Origin of the sequence: Ciceribacter sp. T2.26MG-112.2 (genome assembly GCF_900492205.1) — a bacterium.
Taxonomy (GTDB): Bacteria; Pseudomonadota; Alphaproteobacteria; order Rhizobiales; family Rhizobiaceae; genus Allorhizobium; species Allorhizobium naphthalenivorans_A.
Genome location: NZ_UEYQ01000001.1, coordinates 298432 through 315513, shown reverse-complemented (window position 1 = coordinate 315513; position 17082 = coordinate 298432). Strand labels below are relative to the sequence as shown.

Here is a 17082-nt window from a genome sequence, read left to right as displayed (position 1 = left end):
TCAGCCACCGAGCTTGCCGCGCATCGGATGTCCCTTGTAGACGCCGAGGATGCGAACCTTTTCGGAAAAGAACCGGAGCTCTTCCAGCGCGCGCCGTACGGGCGCGTCCTCCGGATGGCCCTCGATGTCGGCATAGAACTGGGTTGCCACGAACTTGCCGCCTATCTGGTAGCTCTCGAGCTTCGTCATGTTGATGCCGTTGGTGGCAAAGCCGCCCATCGCCTTGTAGAGGGCGGCGGGAATGTTGCGGACATTGAAGACGAAGGTGGTGACGATCAGCTCGTCTGGGCTCAGGCGCTGGGCGATCGATTCTTCCCGCGACAGGACGACGAAGCGGGTCACGTTGTTCTCGGTGTCCTCGACATTCTCGGCGACGATGTCGAGACCGTAGAGATCCGCCGCAAGGCGCGGCGCAAGCGCGCCCATCGTCCGGTCGCCACGCTCGGCGACGAGCTTGGCAGCCCCCGCCGTGTCGCCCGCCACCACCGGTTTCCAGCCATTGGCCCGCATAATCTTGCGGCACTGGCCGAGCGCATGGATATGGCTGTGCACCGTGCGGATCTCGTCAATCGACACGCCCGGCAGCACCATCAGCTGGAAGCGGATCGGCATGAAATACTCGCCGATGATATGCAGCCGCGATTCCGGCAGCAGGTAGTGAATGTCTGCGACGCGCCCGGCAATGGTGTTTTCGATCGGGATCATCGCGAGATCCGCCTCGCCATTCTCCACCGCCACGAAGGCATCTTCGAAGGTCGGGCAGGGGAGCGGCTCCATCTGCGGGAACATGTCGCGGCACGCCATGTCGGAATTGGCGCCGAACTCGCCCTGGAAGGCGATCCTGTTGGTTCTGGTCGTCATCGGATATCCGTTCTTCACTGGGCCTTGCGGCTGAGGATGTGCCGTGCTTTTTCGAGGTCGGCGGGCGTGTCGACGCCAAGCGGCACCGAATTGACGATCTCGACGTCGATGCGCATCCCGGCCTCAAGCGCCCGAAGCTGCTCCAGCGATTCGCGCTTTTCCAGCGGCGAGGGCTGAAGGGCGACGAAGCGTTCGAGCGCGGCGCGGCGATAGGCGTAAAGACCGATATGGTGATAGAGCGGCCCTTGGCCATGCGGGGCGGTCGTGCGGGTGAAATAGAGCGCCCGCAGCCGCGTGTCGGAAAGCGGTGATCCGACCACCTTCACGACGTTCGGATTGGTCTTTTCCTCCTCGTCGGTGATCTCGACGGTCAGTGTCGCGATGTCGACGGAAGGATCCTCCAGCGGCCTCAGCGCGGCGCGGATGGTCTCCGGTTCGATCGTCGGCAGGTCGCCCTGGACGTTGATGACTGTCTCGACGACGCCATCCGGATCGGCCTTGGTCAGCGCCTCGTGGATGCGGTCCGAGCCGGACTGGTGATCGGCGCGCGTCATGACAACCTCGAAGCCCGCGGCCTCGACCGCCTCGAACACCCGGGCGTCGTCAACGGCGACAATGATCCGCCCGACATTCGCCTCGCGCGCCCGCATGGCAACCTGCACGATCATCGGAAGGCCGCAGATGTCGGCAAGGGGCTTGCCGGGCAGACGGGTCGAGGCCATGCGCGCCGGGATCAGCACGAGGGTCTTGCCCAATTCGTCTTTATTCATGGTCAGCCCCTTCAAATCACGCAGGAAAAGTGTCAAAAAGTCCCGAATTGGGGATCACAATCGTGTTGCAACTGTCAAGCAAAAGACATAGGTTCCGCGCGATTTCAAGATCGTCCGGTTGCTGATCCGCCGGCTGCATGGGAGCGTTTGCAGATGAACTCATATGTGAACATGGGCGTTGGTGCTCTTCTTGGCACCGTTTTCGTCCTGATGACGGTATCCATCACGTCGGAAGGCATTTTCCACGCGGAGGTTCCGGAGAAGGAAGGCTACGCCATCGTCGCCGAGGCTGCATCCGAAGGCGAAGCCGGTGCTGATACAGCCGCTGCCGCAGAGACGCCGATTGCCACGCTCCTGGCAAGCGCCGACGCTGCTGCCGGCGAAGCAGTCTTCAAGAAGTGCGTGAGCTGTCACACCGCCGATAAGGGTGGCGCCAACAAGGTTGGCCCGAACCTTTTCGGCATTGTCGAGCGTCCGGTCGCATCGCATGAAGGTTTCGGCTATTCGGCCCCGATGACAGAGTTTTCGCAGGGTGGCGCGGTCACCTGGACCTATGACAATCTGAGCCACTTCCTGGCTGCCCCGAAGAAGTTCATCCCCGGCACCGCCATGGGCTTCGCAGGTCTGAAGAAGGAAGACGAACGCGCCAATCTGATTGCCTATCTGCGTACGCTGGCCGATACGCCGGTAGCGCTGCCTGCTGCGGATGCCGCCGCTGCGCCGGCCGAGGCCGCACCTGCACCGGCCGATGCAGCAGCGACCGAAGCGGCCCCTGCTGCTCCCGCTGCGGATGCCGCTCCTGCTGAAGCTGCTCCGGCACCGGCTGCCACCGACGCGGCGCCTGCGACGGATGCCGCTCCGGCACCGGCTGCCAACAACTGAGTTCCAGCCTTTAAAGATTGAATTGAGGACTATGCCCGGCTTTGCCGGGCATTTTTCGTTCTGGCCCCCGTGGGTGGGGGCGGCTTACTGCAGCATCCAGGCCCAAAGCGTGACGCTCAATACGCCGACCGCTGTGGATAGCGAGATCGCCGAGGCGGCGAGCCCGTGTCCCACACCGAAGCGGTTGGCGATCAGCCAGGCGTTGATGCCGGTGGGAACCGAAGAGGTGAGCACCAGGGCGGCGGTCCAATCGGCGCTCAAGCCGAGAAGCCTGCATGCGAGCCAGACGCAGCCGGGCATCAGCAAGAGCTTCAGCGCGGCAATGACGGCGGCGATCCGGACATTGCCGTGGATTCCATATTTGTTGAGCGCCATGCCCAGCGAAATCAGGGCAGCCGGCGCCGCCATGGCGGTGATCTGGTCGACGACGCTCGCCAAGACGCCGGGAAGCGCAAGTCCGCTCACATGCATGATGAGGCCCGCCGCAAGGCCGATCACCAGCGGATTGCGGAGGAGATTGGTAGCCACCTGCCGAAGCACATTGAGCACCCCGCGGGCCTGACCGCCGTTGACCTTGTGCTCGGCGCGCTCCATCAGCACCGTACCGATGACCATCATCAGCGGCAGGTGCACGGCAAGCAGGATCGACACGGCGACGATGCCGTCGCTTCCGACGGTCCGCTCCACCAGCGGCAGGCCGATGAAGATGTTGTTAGCGAAGGCCGACGACACCCCAGCCAGCACACCGACCCGAGCATCGCGGCCAAAGATCCTGGTCGCCAGGATGTGTCCGACCGCCCAGGTGATCGCGACGCCGGAAAAATAGGCGATCCACAGGCGGAACGGCGATGCTCCGTGGAAATCGGCCTGGGAGATCGTCCGGAAGAGGAGGACCGGCACTGCGACCTTGAATACAAACTCGCCGAGACCGTCGCCAATGTCGGCATTCAGCACCCTGGTCTTCACCAGTCCCCAGCCGAACAGGATAAGGATGAAGATCGGAAAGACGTCCTGGGCAATGGCATACATGTGCGAAATGGCTCTCGGGAGCAAGCGTTGGGGACCAAGCCTTACCGCGATGCCTGGCGGGCGGCCAGTGCGTTTTGATTATTGTTAGTACGGCCCGCAAACGAAAGAAGCGGGGCTTCCCCCGCTTTCCCTGCTCGATCCCGTCGAGCCCAGAATTCACATCGCCAGTACATCCGTGGTCGATGCGATCCTGGAAAGGGACAAATCATGTCCCGAGCGGACGGCGTTGCGTGTGAGGCGCTCATGCCGTCGTCACTTGAGGCTTGTCTAATCGGTCTGCGTGACAACGGAATGACGTCTACGCATTTCCTCCTAGGCTGCAGGTTTTCGCTTTTCTGCTGAGGAAAAACAGCTATGACCGAGGCAGCCCAAACTATTGGAGATCCGGGATTCATGAGCAGGTTCGATGTTCTCACAGTCGGCAATGCCATCGTCGACATCCTCTCGCGTTGCGAGGATGACTTTCTCGTCGACAATGGCATCACCAAGGGCGCGATGAACCTGATCGACGCCGAGCGCGCCGAAAAGCTCTACGCCCTGATGGGTCCGGCGGTGGAAGCGTCGGGCGGCAGCGCCGGTAACACGGCTGCCGGCATCGCCAGCCTCGGCGGCAAGGCGGCCTATTTCGGCAAGGTTGCCGAGGATCAACTGGGCAAGATCTTCGCCCACGACATCCGCGCCCAGGGCGTGCATTACGAAACGAAGCCGGAAGGCACTTTTCCGCCGACCGCGCGCAGCATGATCTTCGTCACCGACGATGGCGAGCGCTCGATGAACACCTATCTCGGCGCCTGCGTCGAGTTCGGCCCCGAAGACGTCGAGCCGGAGGTCGTCGCACAGTCAAAGGTGACCTATTTCGAAGGCTATCTCTGGGATCCGCCGCGCGCCAAGCAGGCCATCCTCGACTGTGCCCGCATCGCCCACGAGAACGGACGTGAGATGTCGATGACCTTGTCCGACAGCTTCTGCGTCGGTCGCTATCGCGACGAGTTCCTCGACCTGATGCGCTCGGGCACGGTCGATATCGTCTTCTCGAACAAGCAGGAAGCTCTCGCCCTTTACGAGACGGAGGATTTCGATCTCGCGCTGGAGAGGATGGCCAGGGATTGCAAGCTCGCGGCCGTGACGATGAGCGAAGAAGGGGCGGTGATCCTCAAGGGTGGCGAGCGCATCCGGGTCGAAGCGACCGTGATTGACAAGCTGGTTGACACGACGGGCGCCGGAGACCTGTTCGCGGCAGGCTTCCTGTTCGGCTATACCCAAGGTCGCTCGCTGTTCGATTGCGGACGCCTTGGCTGCCTCTCTGCCGGCATCGTCATCCAGCAGATCGGTCCGCGTCCGTTCGGCTCGCTGTCGGAGGCCGCCCGCGACGCCGGGCTTATTTGAACGCTTCGCCGGGATAGGCACCCCAGATTTCGGCCTGTGCGACCCAGCCCGTGACGCCCCCGGCTTCCGCCAGGCACCAGTTGCCGGTGCATTCCTCGAGCCGGACCACAACGCCCGGCTCGAGCTTGGCGACGGCCGGGGCGCTGGACTGGGAATCGGCGCGCAGGATGACGAAGACGTCATCGCCGCGCATCCACGGCGCGGCGACCGCCGTGCGCTCGCCGGACAACAGGGTCTGGCTCACCCACCCCTCGGTGCCGTCGGCATCGCGAATACGCCGCCAGTTTTCGTATTCCTGGATGATCTCGACCGGAAGGCCGGATTTGAGATACAGCCATGACACCGCATAGTCGGTGCTCGGGCCGATCCGCAGATTGACGCGCTTTGCCTTCAGGCTGACGAAACGCGGCAGCGGCAGGCCGCTCGACCCCTTGGAGACGCCTTGGGCGTCGGCTGCCGGCCCGCCCATCGCGCAAAGCCCGAGGGCGATCCACGAAACGAGAGAGGCACGAAGCACGAAGTGACGCATGGCGGTTCCGATCGCTCAAAGATTTCAAGGGCTTCTTCGAGTTGCCGCCATCCGGTCAGCCGGTCTCGCCAGAAAACGGGCGCCGACCTGCGAGGTTTTGTTTGTCTTCGCTGACGGGTTTGGTAGAAAATGCCCTGAACGGGGAAATTATCCCCCGTCTTGGTTAACGACCTCTGAACAAGGTATCGATTCTTCCCATGACGAACAGGAAAAGACCCAAGGTCTACATCACCCGGAAATTGCCGGACGCCGTGGAGACCCGCATGCGCGAACTGTTCGAGGCGGAGCTCAATATCGACGACAAGCCGCGCACCCAGCCCGAACTCGTCGCGGCGGTGAAGACCGCGGACGTATTGGTGCCGACGGTGACCGATCGCATCGACGCGGCCCTGATCGAGCGGGCGGGGCCACAGCTGAAGCTGATCGCCAGCTTTTCCAACGGCATCGACCACATCGACGTCGATGCCGCCGCCAGAAAGGGCATCACGGTCACCAACACGCCGAATGTGCTGACCGAAGACACCGCCGACATGACCATGGCGCTCATTCTGGCCGTGCCGCGACGTCTGGTCGAAGGGGCGCGGATCCTGATGGACAAACCTGGCGAATGGACGGGCTGGTCGCCGACCTGGATGCTCGGTCGGCGCATCTGGGGCAAGCGCATCGGCATCATCGGCATGGGCCGCATCGGCACGGCCGTCGCCCGCCGCGCCAAGGCCTTCGGCCTGTCGATCCACTACCACAACCGCAAGCGGGTCAATCCGGCGACCGAGGATGAACTGGAAGCGACCTACTGGGACAGCCTCGACCAGATGCTCGCCCGCGTCGACATCGTCTCGGTCAACTGCCCGTCGACGCCGGCCACCTTCCATCTCCTGTCGGCACGGCGTCTCGCGCTGATGCAGCCGAACAGCTACATCGTCAACACCGCGCGCGGCGACATCATCGACGAGGACGCATTGATCCAGAGTTTGCGCGAAGGGCGGATCGCCGGCGCGGGCCTCGACGTGTTCGAAAAGGAGCCGGCGGTCAATCCGAAACTGGTCAAGTTGGCCAACGAGGGTAAGGTCGTGCTCCTGCCGCATACCGGCTCGGCGACCATCGAGGGGCGCATCGACATGGGCGACAAGGTGATCATCAACATCCGCACCTATTTCGACGGCCATCGTCCGCCGAACCGCGTGCTGCCCGGCCGCAACTGAACACGCTCCGTCAGGCGAGCGACTTGCGCATCTCGATCGAGGTGGTTCGATCATAGCCGGCATGACGGTTTTCCGCGGTCTTGGCAAAGCCCCAGGCGGCAAAGAGCCGGTGGTTCTCGGCGAGTTCGACGCGGGTCTCCAGCCGGAGACTGGAAAGCCCGAGTTGCCGGGCGGTTGCTTCGGCGCGCTCGAGCAGCAACCGGCCTGCGCCCTTGCCTTGCGCCGAGGGATGGACGGCGAGCTTGCCGATATAGAGGGCCGTCGCCTCCGGCTTGAGGAAGACGCAGCCGATCAATCCTTCATTGTCGATCGCGGCAAAGGCCAGTTCCTGCGCGGCCTTTTGCCGCAGTGAGGACGGCGTCAGCCCGTGGGCGGAGGAGGGCGGGTCTATCCGCCCGTCCATGAAGGCGAAGGCCGCGAGGATCAGTTCGTGCAGTTCCGCGTAGCGGTCGAAGTCTGCACCGATGCGCACGATCTCGGTCTTCATGGCGAAGGCGCAGTCTTGCGCCGCCGATAGCGGATCGTGTCGAACCGCGCCGACAGCGCGTCGTAGAGCAGCAGGCGGCCCACGAGGGGCTCGCCGATCCCGGTGATCAGCTTGATCGCCTCCATTGCCATCAGCGTGCCGATCACCCCTGTCAGGGCACCGACGATGCCGGCCTCGGCGCAGGCCGGCACCAGCCCGGCCGGCGGCTGTTGGGGGAAGAGGTCGCGATAACCCGGATTGGGTTCTCCTTCGGCATTCGCCTCATAGGGCTTCAGCACGGTCAGCGAACCGTCGAACCGACCCACGGCGCCCGTCACAAGCGGGATCTGCCGCGCTTCGGCGGCATCGGCGGCCGCATAGCGCGTGTCGAAATTGTCGGAACCGTCGATCAGCAGGTCGAAGCCGCCGAGATGCGTCGCGGCGAACGCACCGTCGAAACGCGCCTCGAAACGCCGCACCCGGACATGGGGATTGAGGCGGGCAATTGAGCGCGCGGCGCTCTCCGTCTTCTCCTCGCCGATCGTGCCGCTGTCGTGGATCACCTGGCGCTGGAGGTTGGAGAGCGAGACATGATCGTCGTCGGCAATGCCGAGCGTGCCGACGCCGGCGGCGGCAAGATACAACAGGGCAGGCGCCCCCAGTCCGCCGGCACCGATCACCATGACACGGGCGGCCTTGAGTTTCTGCTGGCCTTGTCCGCCGATCTCGGGGAGCAGGATATGCCGGTGATAGCGGGAGATTTCGTCGGGGCTGAGCGGATCCATGAAAGCAATGATCGCACGGTTGGCGCGCTTGGGGAAGGCGGTGAAGGCCGTCAGGCGGAGAGCACGCTGTCGCGGACCGTGACGAACTGGGCACGCTCGCCGAGCGCCGAGAACATCGCCCGGTCCGTGCCGGTCATGAAGGCCTGGCCGCCCAGCGCGTCGATGCGGTCGAACAAGGCTGCGCGCCGACCCTCGTCGAAATGGGCGGCGATCTCGTCGAGCAGGAGGATGGGCGCGTGGCCGGTCATGGTCGCGACCAGGCGCGCATGGGCAAGCACCAGGCCGACAAGCAAGGCCTTCTGCTCGCCGGTCGAACAGCGTTCCGCCTCGATGTCCTTGTCGGCATGGCGGACCAGAAGATCGGCGCGGTGCGGACCTTCCAGCGTCCGGCCGGCGGCCGCGTCGCGATAGCGGCCAGTGGCAAGCGCCGCGAGATATCTGTCCTCGATCTCGATCGCCGGTGCTTCACCTTCCTCATCGAGGAAGCCGCTGAGGGCGAGTTGCGCCGAAGGGAAGCTCGAATCGTCCTGCCGGGCGGTCAGGCCGGCCAGCAGCCCGAGCATTTCCCGGCGCGCGAGCATCATCGCCACGCCGAGCCCGGCCATCTGCTGTTCGATGCCGGTGAGCCAGGCCGGATCGAACCGCCCTTCCGACAGCAGCTTGTTGCGGCTGCGCATGGCCCGTTCAAAGTCGCTGGCGCGGCGGCCGTGTGCCGGATCGAGGGACAGGACCAGCCGGTCGAGGAACCGGCGGCGTTCCGAGGCGGAGCCGGTGAACAGGCCGTCCATGGCGGGTGTCAGCCAGAGGATGCGCAAGTGGTCGGTCAACTCGTCGACCGATCTGGCCGGCGTTCCGTTGATGCGCAGTCGCCGAACCACGCTCTCGCCTTCGCCCTCCGAGCCCGTGCCGATCTCGACCTCGCCCTCGATGCCGTCGACCTCGGCGAAGACCGAAAAGCCGCCCGGTGCGCCAACGCGCGCGACATCCGCCAGCACCGCCCGGCGCAGGCCCCGGCCGGGCGACAGGAAGGATACGGCTTCCATCAGGTTGGTCTTGCCGGCGCCATTCTCCCCCGTCAGCACGACGTGCCGCCCGTCGAGCGCAAGGGCCGCGGTCGCATAGTTGCGGAAATCCGTGAGCTTCAGCCGGTGGATCGAGGTCTTGTGCGTCATGATGGTCCGGGTTCGGTCTATCCCTGAGCTAGGCTGAAAGGCCGTCGATGGCAAGGCGGGCGCGGGCTTTTCCCGGACAAGGCACGGAACGATCGGCAGGGCGCGGACGTTCCGACGCATGGACCATCGTGCGGCATGGGTGTATTGGGTCGTTTCGCCGGGGGGATAGCAGGGACAGGCACATGAATACCGATCGAGACGAACTGACACCGGAAGAGGCGCGCCGCGATCATTGGGAAATGCTGCGTTTCCTCGGTACCAACGCACTGTTCGGCGCGGGTCTCGGCCTTGCCGTCGCCGTCTTGCTGATCTGGCTGGATATTGGCGGGCTCGGCAGCCATCTCGGGCACAGCCGCAACCCCTATCTGCCCGCGGCGATGATCGCCATTCCGCTGGCGCTCACCTTTGCCGCGGCGGTGACCGCATCGGCCATCATGCTGATGCCCTACAAGAAAAAGAAGCAGCGCTAGCCCCGGGGAACTCATCCGCCGGTTGACCGGGCGGCGGACATCCGCCAGAACCGCCTTTGACCAACAAAGGGAGCAGATTATGGCCGACCCGGAAGACCGCATCTTGCGGCTGGAAGAAACGGTGGCGCATCAGGCCCGGGTCATCGAGGAACTCTCCGACCAGATCACGGAACAGTGGAAGGTGGTCGAGCAGACCCGCGCCAAGCTTGATCGGTTGACCGAGCGCTTCCTGTCGCTCGAGGAGCAGGGGCTAGAAGCGCCCGCCATCACCCGGCCACCTCACTACTGAAAGCCTGTTTCTGCACGGCGACACCGTCCACCACGGCCGAGACGATCTGCTCGATTTCCTCTCGGGCGACGTCCAGCCGGCTGGTGAGCAGCCTGTTCCAGGCGAAGCTGGAGAAGAGTTCGATCAACAGCGCCGGATCGATGTCCACCCGAACCTCGCCGCGCGCCTGTCCGCGTTTCAGGATGGCGCCGCTCTGCCGGCATCTGGATATGGCATAGGCCTGCAGGGCCTCCAACGCGCCGGGATCGCTCTGCGCTTCGGCGATGATGGAGCGGAAGATCGCCCCTCCGCCATCACGCCAGAAACCGAGCAGGCCTGCGAGGAACAGCGAGAGATCCTTGCGAATATCCCCGGTGTCAGGATGGGGAACGCCGTCCTTCTGGCGATGGTAGACGTCGAGCAGCAGCGCGGCTCTGGACGGCCACCAGCGGTAGATCGTCGGCTTCCCCGCCTTGGCCCGCCGCGCGACCGCCTCGATCGAAAATGCGGACAGGCCGCCTTCGAGCAGGATGTCCTGCGCGGCCTTGAGAATGGCCTCCTCGCTCGCCGGATTGCGCTGCGAGCCGATCGAGGTGCGCCGGTTCTCCGCCTGTTTCGTCATTGTCACGCTGCCTCCGATTTTCTCATTGCCATAGCATGGTTTCCTATTGAACGAAACGATCCGTTCCTATATAGAACGAAACGTATCGTTCTTATGGAGAAGCAGATGTCCGATATTTCCGCCACCCGTCCCGTCCCCTCCAAGCTCCGCCTGTCCATCCTGATGCTGGCGGCCGTCTACCCCTTCGTCACGGCCATCCTCTATGTGCTGATGCCGCTGACCGATGGCTGGCCGCTGTGGGAGCGAACAGCCATCCTGGCCCCCGTCATGGTCTTCAGCATCGTCTACGGGATCGCGCCGACCATTCAGCGCCGGTTCGCCTGGTTCATCCTTCGCCAACCTCGCCCGGCGGTCGCCTGAGGTCGGAGCGCAAAAAAGAAGCGAGCCGGAGAGGTCTCCGGCTCGCTTGAAGTCTCGCCAAAACTGACTGATCCGCTCAGTCGCTCAGCGTATCGAAGAAGTCCTTCATCCGGGCGAAGAAGCCCGTCGATTCCGGATTGTTCTCCTTCGACGACAACTGCTCGAACTCCTGCAGCAGTTCCCGCTGCCGCTTGGTCAGCTTCTGCGGCGTCTCGATCTGGATCTGGATATAAAGGTCGCCCGTCTGCGTCGAACGCAGAACCGGCATGCCCTTGCCCTTCAGGCGGAACTGCTTGCCGGGCTGGGTGCCTTCCGGGACGGTGACGCGCGACTTGGCACCGTCGAGCGTCACCACGTCGAACGTGCCGCCAAGGGCGGCCGTCGTCATCGAGATCGGCACGGTACAATAGAGATCCGCCCCGTCACGCTGGAAGAACTCGTGCGGCTTGACCGACAGGAAGATATAGAGATCGCCCGCCGGACCGCCCCTGAGGCCGGCCTCGCCCTCGCCCTGAAGGCGGATGCGGGTGCCGTCCTCGATGCCGGCGGGGATGTTGACCGACAGGGACCGCTCTTCCGTAACCCGGCCCTGTCCATGGCACTTGCCACAGGGGTCGGAGATGGTCTGGCCACGGCCGTGGCAGGTCGGACAGGTCCGCTCGATCGAGAAGAAGCCTTGCGCCGCGCGGATGCGGCCCGTTCCCTGGCACGTGGCGCAGGTCGTCGGCTGGGTTCCCGGCTTGGCCCCGGTCCCGGTGCAGACCTCGCAGGTGATCGAGGTCGGAACCCTGATCTGCGCGGTCTTGCCGGTGAAGGATTCCTCGAGCGAGATTTCCATGTTGTAGCGCAGGTCGGCACCGCGTTCGCGACCACCGGTCGAGCGGGCCCGGCCGCCACGCCCGCCGCCCATCATCTCGCCGAATATGTCCTCGAAAATATCGGAGAAACCACCACCGGCAAAACCGCCGCCGCCCGGATGGAAGCCGGCGCCGCCGCCCTGCTCGAAGGCGGCATGGCCGAAACGGTCATAGGCGGCACGTTTTTGCGGGTCCTTGAGCGTCTCATAGGCCTCGTTGAGTTCCTTGAACTTCTTCTCGGCCTCGGCGTCGCCCGGATTCTTGTCCGGATGGAATTTCATCGCCAGCTTGCGAAAGGCGCTCTTCAGCTCCTTCTCGTCAGCGGTCTTGGTGACCCCGAGGGTCTCGTAGAAATCTGCTTTTGCCATGGTCTTACAAAGCTCTCAAAGCTTTCTCCACGCTCGTGTGGCTGCCAGTTCTCTTGCCGGCCTGCTTCTCGCAGCCGGCCATGTCCTTCTGGAAGTCAGACGCCGCGGCGCGTGCATCTTCGATCAGCATGCGGCGGGGCTCGCCCTTGTTGGCCAGTCCGTCAGCCACCGACACGGCGAGAAAGGCCAGGGAATGGGCCGCCAGGTCGCAGGACGTCACGGTCCCGCCATCCTCGCGGCGCTTCAACGCCGCCTCTATGATCCGGCCGAGTTCCGTGCCTGTCCTGGAGAGTAGCCGGCTGTCGCCCGCGCCGATCGCCTTGGCGATGGTGGCCTCGGCGGCGCTCACCTTGCGAAAGACCGCTTCCATTTGGCCATCGTCCTGCGCCGAAACGGCGCTCGCACACAGGGCCAATGAAAATGCGGCTGGCCCGAAGGCCAGCCTCTTGAAGGTAAAGCGTCGCTCAGGCCGCTGCATCAGGCCGACTTCTTTGCGTCGTCGTCCTTGACTTCCTCGTAGTCGGCATCGACGACATCGTCGTCCTTGCCGCCTTCGGAGGCGCCTGCGCCTTCCTCGGCCTGCTGGGCTTCATAGATCGCCTGGCCAAGCTTCATGGAAGTCTCCATGAGGGTCTGGGTCTTGGCCTGGATATCCTCGGCGTTAGGCTCGGAAGCTTCGATCGCGCCCTTGAGCGCGGCGATCGCATCCTCGATGGCCTTGCGATCGGTCTCCGAAACCTTGTCGCCATACTCCTTGAGAGACTTTTCCGTCGAATGGACGAGGCTCTCGGCATGGTTCCGGGCTTCGACGCCGGCACGACGCTTCTTGTCTTCCTCGGCATGGGCCTCGGCGTCCTTCACCATCTTCTCGATGTCGGCGTCGGACAGGCCGCCCGAGGCCTGGATGCGGATCTGCTGTTCCTTGCCGGTGCCCTTGTCCTTGGCCGAAACCTGGACGATGCCGTTGGCGTCGATGTCGAAGGTCACTTCGATCTGCGGGACGCCACGCGGAGCCGGCGGCAGGCCGACGAGGTCGAACTGGCCGAGCAGCTTGTTGTCGGCCGCCATTTCGCGTTCGCCCTGCGAAACGCGGATGGTCACCGCATTCTGGTTGTCTTCGGCGGTCGAGAAGGTCTGGCTCTTCTTCGTCGGGATCGTCGTGTTGCGATCGATCAGACGGGTGAAGACGCCACCGAGGGTCTCGATGCCGAGCGACAGCGGGGTCACGTCGAGCAGCAGGACGTCCTTGACGTCGCCCTGCAGAACGCCGGCCTGGATCGCCGCGCCCATGGCGACGACTTCATCCGGGTTCACGCCCTTGTGCGGCTCCTTGCCGAACAGCTGCTTCACCACTTCCTGGACCTTCGGCATGCGGCTCATGCCGCCGACCAGAACCACTTCGTCGATCTCGGCGGCGGTCACGCCGGCATCCTTGAGAGCGGCCTTGCACGGCGCAACGGTCCGCTGGACGAGATCATCGACCAGGCTTTCGAACTTGGCGCGGGTCAGCTTCAACGTCAGGTGCTTCGGACCGGAAGCGTCCGCCGTGATGAACGGCAGGTTGATCTCGGTCTGCTGCGAGGACGACAGTTCGATCTTGGCCTTTTCAGCAGCCTCCTTGAGGCGCTGCAGGGCAAGCTTGTCGTTCTTCAGGTCGATGCCCTGGTCCTTCTTGAACTCGGCTGCGAGATATTCGACCAGACGCATGTCGAAGTCTTCACCACCGAGGAAGGTATCGCCATTGGTCGACTTCACTTCGAAGACGCCGTCACCGATCTCAAGAACCGAAATATCGAAGGTGCCGCCGCCAAGGTCGTAGACGGCGATGGTCTTGCCGTCCTTCTTGTCGAGACCATAGGCAAGCGCTGCAGCCGTCGGCTCGTTGATGATGCGCAGGACTTCGAGACCAGCGATGCGGCCGGCATCCTTGGTTGCCTGGCGCTGCGCGTCGTTGAAGTAGGCGGGAACGGTGATGACTGCCTTTTCGACCTTCTCGCCGAGATAGGCTTCTGCCGTTTCCTTCATCTTCTGAAGGATCATGGCGGAGATTTGTGCCGGAGAATAGGCCTTGCCCTGGGCTTCGACCCATGCGTCGCCATTGTCGCCCTTGACGATGGGGAAGGGAACGAGACCCTTGTCCTTCTCGACGGTCGGGTCTTCATAACGGCGGCCGATCAGGCGCTTGACGGCAAAGAGGGTATTGGTCGGGTTGGTCACGGCCTGGCGCTTGGCCGGCTGGCCGACGAGGCGCTCGCCGTCGTCGGTGAAGGCAACCATCGACGGGGTCGTGCGCGCGCCTTCGGAATTCTCGATGACCTTCGCGTCCTTGCCGTCCATGACGGAAACGCAGGAATTGGTCGTTCCAAGGTCGATACCGATTACTTTAGCCATGTCATTCTCTCCTTGAAGCAGGCCGTCGGAACCCCCGAAAGGCATTCCCCTGACGGCCCCTCGACGTGGATGGTCTGGGATCTCGCAGCCTTGGCTGCGGTTATGTCGCGTATATAAGAAGCGGTTTTTCTGACTGCAAGGCTGGAAACGGGGCGTAATCCTGTAAAAAGAACAGATTGGCGCCGATTGCCCGGCCTTTTTGCGGCCCGAAAATTGCTGCGAACTCGGCTAGACCGATAGCGGTCAAGCCTTGTGCCGGGCTGCATGCGAAAAGATGGTTCCTGCCACGCGCCGAAACAAGACGTCTGGGCTCATTGCCCCATGATGATGTCCAGAAGGGTCGTGCGACGGCTCGCCGGCTGGACCGGTGATGGAGTGCCGACATCGGCTGGCGGAACAGGTCCGCCCGCCCCCTGTTGATACGGATCGGCCTGCGGGATTTCCGCCGGCGGCCCGCCTGCCCGCGGGGCCTCCTCTTGCCGGACGGCGGGCGCGTTGGGCGCAGCCGGATAGCGCTCTTCTCCGCCGGAAAAAACGTCCGAAAGGATGGTGCCGATCGTCATCGGTTGCGCCTGCGGCTCGACATAGTCTTCGCCGGCGAGAGGTACGGGCGTCAGGCCTGCATGGGCGGCCGTCATGAAATCGTGCCATGCCTTGGCGGGAAGCCCGCCGCCCGTCACCTTCTTCATCGACTGGCCGTCGTCATTGCCGAACCATACGCCGGTCGTCAGGTTGCTGGTATAGCCGACGAACAGCGCGTCGCGGAAGGACTGGGTCGTGCCGGACTTGCCCGCTGCTTCCCAGCCGTCGAGACGGGCCTTCTTGCCGGTGCCGTCGGTGATGACGCCCTTCAGCATGCGGTTCATGGCGGCGACCACGGGTTCGCCGAGCACGCGGGGCGGTTCGGCATAGTCGTTCTCATAGAGCACCTTGCCTTCGGCGGTGGAGATGCGACGGATGATGTGCGGCGTCGCCTTGTAGCCGCCGTTCATGAAGGGCGCATAGGCGGCCGTCAGCTCGAGCAGCGACACTTCCGACGTGCCGAGCGCGATCGAGGCATTGGATTGCAGCTCCGATTCGATGCCGAGCCGGTGGGCAAGCTTGATGACATGGTCCGGACCCACCTCCATCACCAGCTGCGCGGCAATGGTGTTCAGCGAATTGGCCAGCGCATGGGAAATGGTGACAGGCCCGCGATATTTTTCGTCATAGTTCTCCGGAGTCCAGTTTCCGATCCTGACAGGTGCGTCATTGCGGGTGGATTCGGGGCGCACGCCCGTTTCCAGCGCCGCGGCGTAGACGAACGGCTTGAAGGCCGAGCCCGGCTGGCGCCTGGCCTTTACCGCGCGGTTGAACTGGCTCTCGGCATAGTCCTTGCCGCCGACCAGGGCGCGGATCGCCCCCGTGCCGTCGATCGATACGAGCGCGGCCTGTGAGGCCTTGAGCTTGTCACCCTCGGCCTCGAGGCTTTCGACGATCACGGCCTCGGCCTTCTTCTCGAGGGTCATGTCGATCGTTGTCTCGACGACGAGATCCTCGCTGATCGTGCCGATGAGGCGCTTGGTTTCGTCGAGCACCATGTCGGCCACGTATTGGCCGGCACCGGTCCAGTAGCGCTTGGCCGTGGTCGGGGTCTGCGACATCGCCGTCTTGGTCTCGTCGTCGGAGATGAAGCCTTCCTCGCGCATGGCGCCGAGAACGACCTGCGCGCGCGCTTCGGCGGCTTCAGGGTCGCGTGCCGGGGAAAGGCGCGACGGAGCCTTCAGCAGGCCGGCCAGCAGTGCGGCCTCGCCGAGGTTCACATCGCGGGCCGACTTGGAGAAATAGCGCCGCGATGCCGCCTCCACGCCATAGGCGTTCGAGCCGAAATAGACGCGGTTGAGATACATCGCCAGGATCTGGTCCTTGGTGAACTTGTGTTCGAGCCAGAAGGACAGGAGCACTTCCTGGATCTTGCGTTCGATCGTGCGTTCGGGTGAGAGGAACAGGTTCTTCGCCAGCTGCTGCGTCAGCGTCGACCCGCCCTGCACCGTACGGCCGCTGGCCAGGTTGGTCACCACCGCGCGGGCAAGCCCGAGTGGATCCACGCCGAAATGCGAATAGAAGCGCCTGTCCTCGATGGCCATGACCGCCTGCGGTATGAACGGCGACATGTCTTCGAGCGCCAGCGCCTCGCCGCCGGTCGCGCCGCGATTGGCGATGACGGTTCCCTCGACGGAGACGACCTTGAGGTTGGGTGGACGCTCGGGGATCGACCAGGAACTGGCGCTCGGCATGCGCGCGCCGTAATACATGACGATCCCGCCGACGCCGATCGCGCCCCAGATGCCGAGCACGATGCACCAGTAGATCAGCCGGCCGAGCAGGCCGGACAAACCGCTAGAACTGCGCTTCGTCTTGCCCCTGCCGCGGCCCGACGAGCGCGACTTGGGCGCGGCCTTTGCCGTCTTGCCGGTCTTTGCCTTGGTGCCCCGGCCCGTGCGCTTGCCGCCGATCCGGTCGCCGGCATCGACGCGAAGCTCGTCACCGCGCTCGTCCTCCTCCTCGAAGGTCGGCTCGACGCGTTCACGGGATTTGCCTCTGCTTGCCATGGCCGGCGATCTTGCTCCAGAAACCTGTGCGCCAGCGTCCTTGGCCTTTGCCGTGACGCGCTTTGCGCTGTGT

General features: G+C 64.0%; 18 protein-coding genes. 6 read left to right on the top strand and 12 right to left on the bottom strand.

The genetic code is table 11. The annotated features are described in order from the left end of the window. Window positions 1-861 (bottom strand): prephenate dehydratase, encoded by an 861-nt coding sequence (locus tag DYZ14_RS01600; protein ID WP_154719042.1) that lies wholly within the window; start codon window positions 859-861, stop codon window positions 1-3. A gap of 14 nt (window positions 862-875) precedes the next feature. Then, entirely contained in the window at window positions 876-1631 is a 756-nt protein-coding gene (locus DYZ14_RS01595) for a 3-deoxy-manno-octulosonate cytidylyltransferase (protein WP_154719041.1), read from the bottom strand. 153 nt (window positions 1632-1784) lie between these two features. Here DYZ14_RS01595 and DYZ14_RS01590 point away from each other — a divergent pair, with 153 nt between their 5' ends. Next, window positions 1785-2513, top strand: coding sequence for a c-type cytochrome (locus DYZ14_RS01590; RefSeq protein ID WP_154719040.1), 729 nt, complete (start codon window positions 1785-1787; stop codon window positions 2511-2513). Window positions 2514-2597: 84 nt separating this feature from the next. Here DYZ14_RS01590 and DYZ14_RS01585 read toward each other — a convergent pair whose 3' ends face one another. Continuing rightward, window positions 2598-3542, bottom strand: coding sequence for an AEC family transporter (locus DYZ14_RS01585; protein ID WP_154719039.1), 945 nt, complete (start codon window positions 3540-3542; stop codon window positions 2598-2600). 393 nt (window positions 3543-3935) lie between these two features. Between DYZ14_RS01585 and DYZ14_RS01580 the strand changes: the two genes are divergently transcribed. After that, on the top strand, window positions 3936-4928 hold the full coding sequence (locus tag DYZ14_RS01580) for an adenosine kinase (RefSeq protein WP_154719038.1): 993 nt from the start codon (window positions 3936-3938) through the stop codon (window positions 4926-4928). Here the strand turns inward: DYZ14_RS01580 and DYZ14_RS01575 are convergent. Then, entirely contained in the window at window positions 4921-5457 is a 537-nt protein-coding gene (locus DYZ14_RS01575) for an SH3 domain-containing protein (RefSeq protein ID WP_195949779.1), read from the bottom strand. The two genes, DYZ14_RS01580 and DYZ14_RS01575, sit on opposite strands and share 8 nt — an antisense overlap. A 197-nt stretch (window positions 5458-5654) precedes the next feature. Here DYZ14_RS01575 and DYZ14_RS01570 point away from each other — a divergent pair, with 197 nt between their 5' ends. Then, complete coding sequence (locus DYZ14_RS01570; protein ID WP_154719037.1) at window positions 5655-6659, top strand: 2-hydroxyacid dehydrogenase; 1005 nt, start codon at window positions 5655-5657, stop codon at window positions 6657-6659. Window positions 6660-6669: 10 nt separating this feature from the next. On the opposite strand, the gene DYZ14_RS01565 is transcribed toward DYZ14_RS01570, so the two are convergent. From DYZ14_RS01565 to recF, 3 genes are read right to left on the bottom strand one after another with little or no spacing between them, the layout of a single operon-like run. Continuing rightward, window positions 6670-7146 (bottom strand): GNAT family N-acetyltransferase, encoded by a 477-nt coding sequence (locus DYZ14_RS01565; protein WP_154719036.1) that lies wholly within the window; start codon window positions 7144-7146, stop codon window positions 6670-6672. Continuing rightward, complete coding sequence (gene moeB / locus DYZ14_RS01560) at window positions 7143-7910, bottom strand: molybdopterin-synthase adenylyltransferase MoeB (RefSeq protein WP_154719035.1); 768 nt, start codon at window positions 7908-7910, stop codon at window positions 7143-7145. The genes DYZ14_RS01565 and moeB overlap by 4 nt, the downstream gene beginning before the upstream one ends. A 50-nt stretch (window positions 7911-7960) precedes the next feature. Then, window positions 7961-9082, bottom strand: a complete 1122-nt coding sequence (gene recF / locus DYZ14_RS01555; protein WP_154719034.1) for a DNA replication/repair protein RecF — start codon at window positions 9080-9082, stop codon at window positions 7961-7963. A gap of 182 nt (window positions 9083-9264) precedes the next feature. Here recF and DYZ14_RS01550 point away from each other — a divergent pair, with 182 nt between their 5' ends. After that, window positions 9265-9552 carry a hypothetical protein gene (locus tag DYZ14_RS01550; RefSeq protein ID WP_154719033.1) on the top strand — a complete coding sequence of 96 codons (288 nt, stop codon included), beginning with the start codon at window positions 9265-9267 and terminating at the stop codon, window positions 9550-9552. 79 nt (window positions 9553-9631) lie between these two features. Continuing rightward, complete coding sequence (locus DYZ14_RS01545; protein ID WP_445292216.1) at window positions 9632-9841, top strand: SlyX family protein; 210 nt, start codon at window positions 9632-9634, stop codon at window positions 9839-9841. Here DYZ14_RS01545 and DYZ14_RS01540 read toward each other — a convergent pair. Beyond that, complete coding sequence (locus tag DYZ14_RS01540; RefSeq protein WP_154719395.1) at window positions 9819-10442, bottom strand: TetR/AcrR family transcriptional regulator; 624 nt, start codon at window positions 10440-10442, stop codon at window positions 9819-9821. The two genes, DYZ14_RS01545 and DYZ14_RS01540, sit on opposite strands and share 23 nt — an antisense overlap. 105 nt (window positions 10443-10547) lie before the next feature. On the opposite strand from DYZ14_RS01540, the gene DYZ14_RS01535 reads away from it, so the two are divergent. Beyond that, on the top strand, window positions 10548-10802 hold the full coding sequence (locus DYZ14_RS01535) for a hypothetical protein (protein WP_154719032.1): 255 nt from the start codon (window positions 10548-10550) through the stop codon (window positions 10800-10802). A 76-nt stretch (window positions 10803-10878) separates the two neighbouring features. Here the strand turns inward: DYZ14_RS01535 and dnaJ are convergent, their stop codons facing one another. The 4 genes from dnaJ to DYZ14_RS01515 form a co-directional block, all read right to left on the bottom strand. Beyond that, on the bottom strand, window positions 10879-12027 hold the full coding sequence (gene dnaJ / locus DYZ14_RS01530; RefSeq protein WP_154719031.1) for a molecular chaperone DnaJ: 1149 nt from the start codon (window positions 12025-12027) through the stop codon (window positions 10879-10881). A 4-nt stretch (window positions 12028-12031) separates the two neighbouring features. Continuing rightward, entirely contained in the window at window positions 12032-12397 is a 366-nt protein-coding gene (locus DYZ14_RS01525; protein WP_232365402.1) for a hypothetical protein, read from the bottom strand. A 107-nt stretch (window positions 12398-12504) separates the two neighbouring features. After that, window positions 12505-14418 carry a molecular chaperone DnaK gene (gene dnaK, locus DYZ14_RS01520; protein ID WP_154719029.1) on the bottom strand — a complete coding sequence of 638 codons (1914 nt, stop codon included), beginning with the start codon at window positions 14416-14418 and terminating at the stop codon, window positions 12505-12507. 311 nt (window positions 14419-14729) lie between these two features. Further along, entirely contained in the window at window positions 14730-17009 is a 2280-nt protein-coding gene (locus DYZ14_RS01515; protein WP_154719028.1) for a transglycosylase domain-containing protein, read from the bottom strand. Between the last annotated feature and the right edge of the window lie 73 nt (window positions 17010-17082).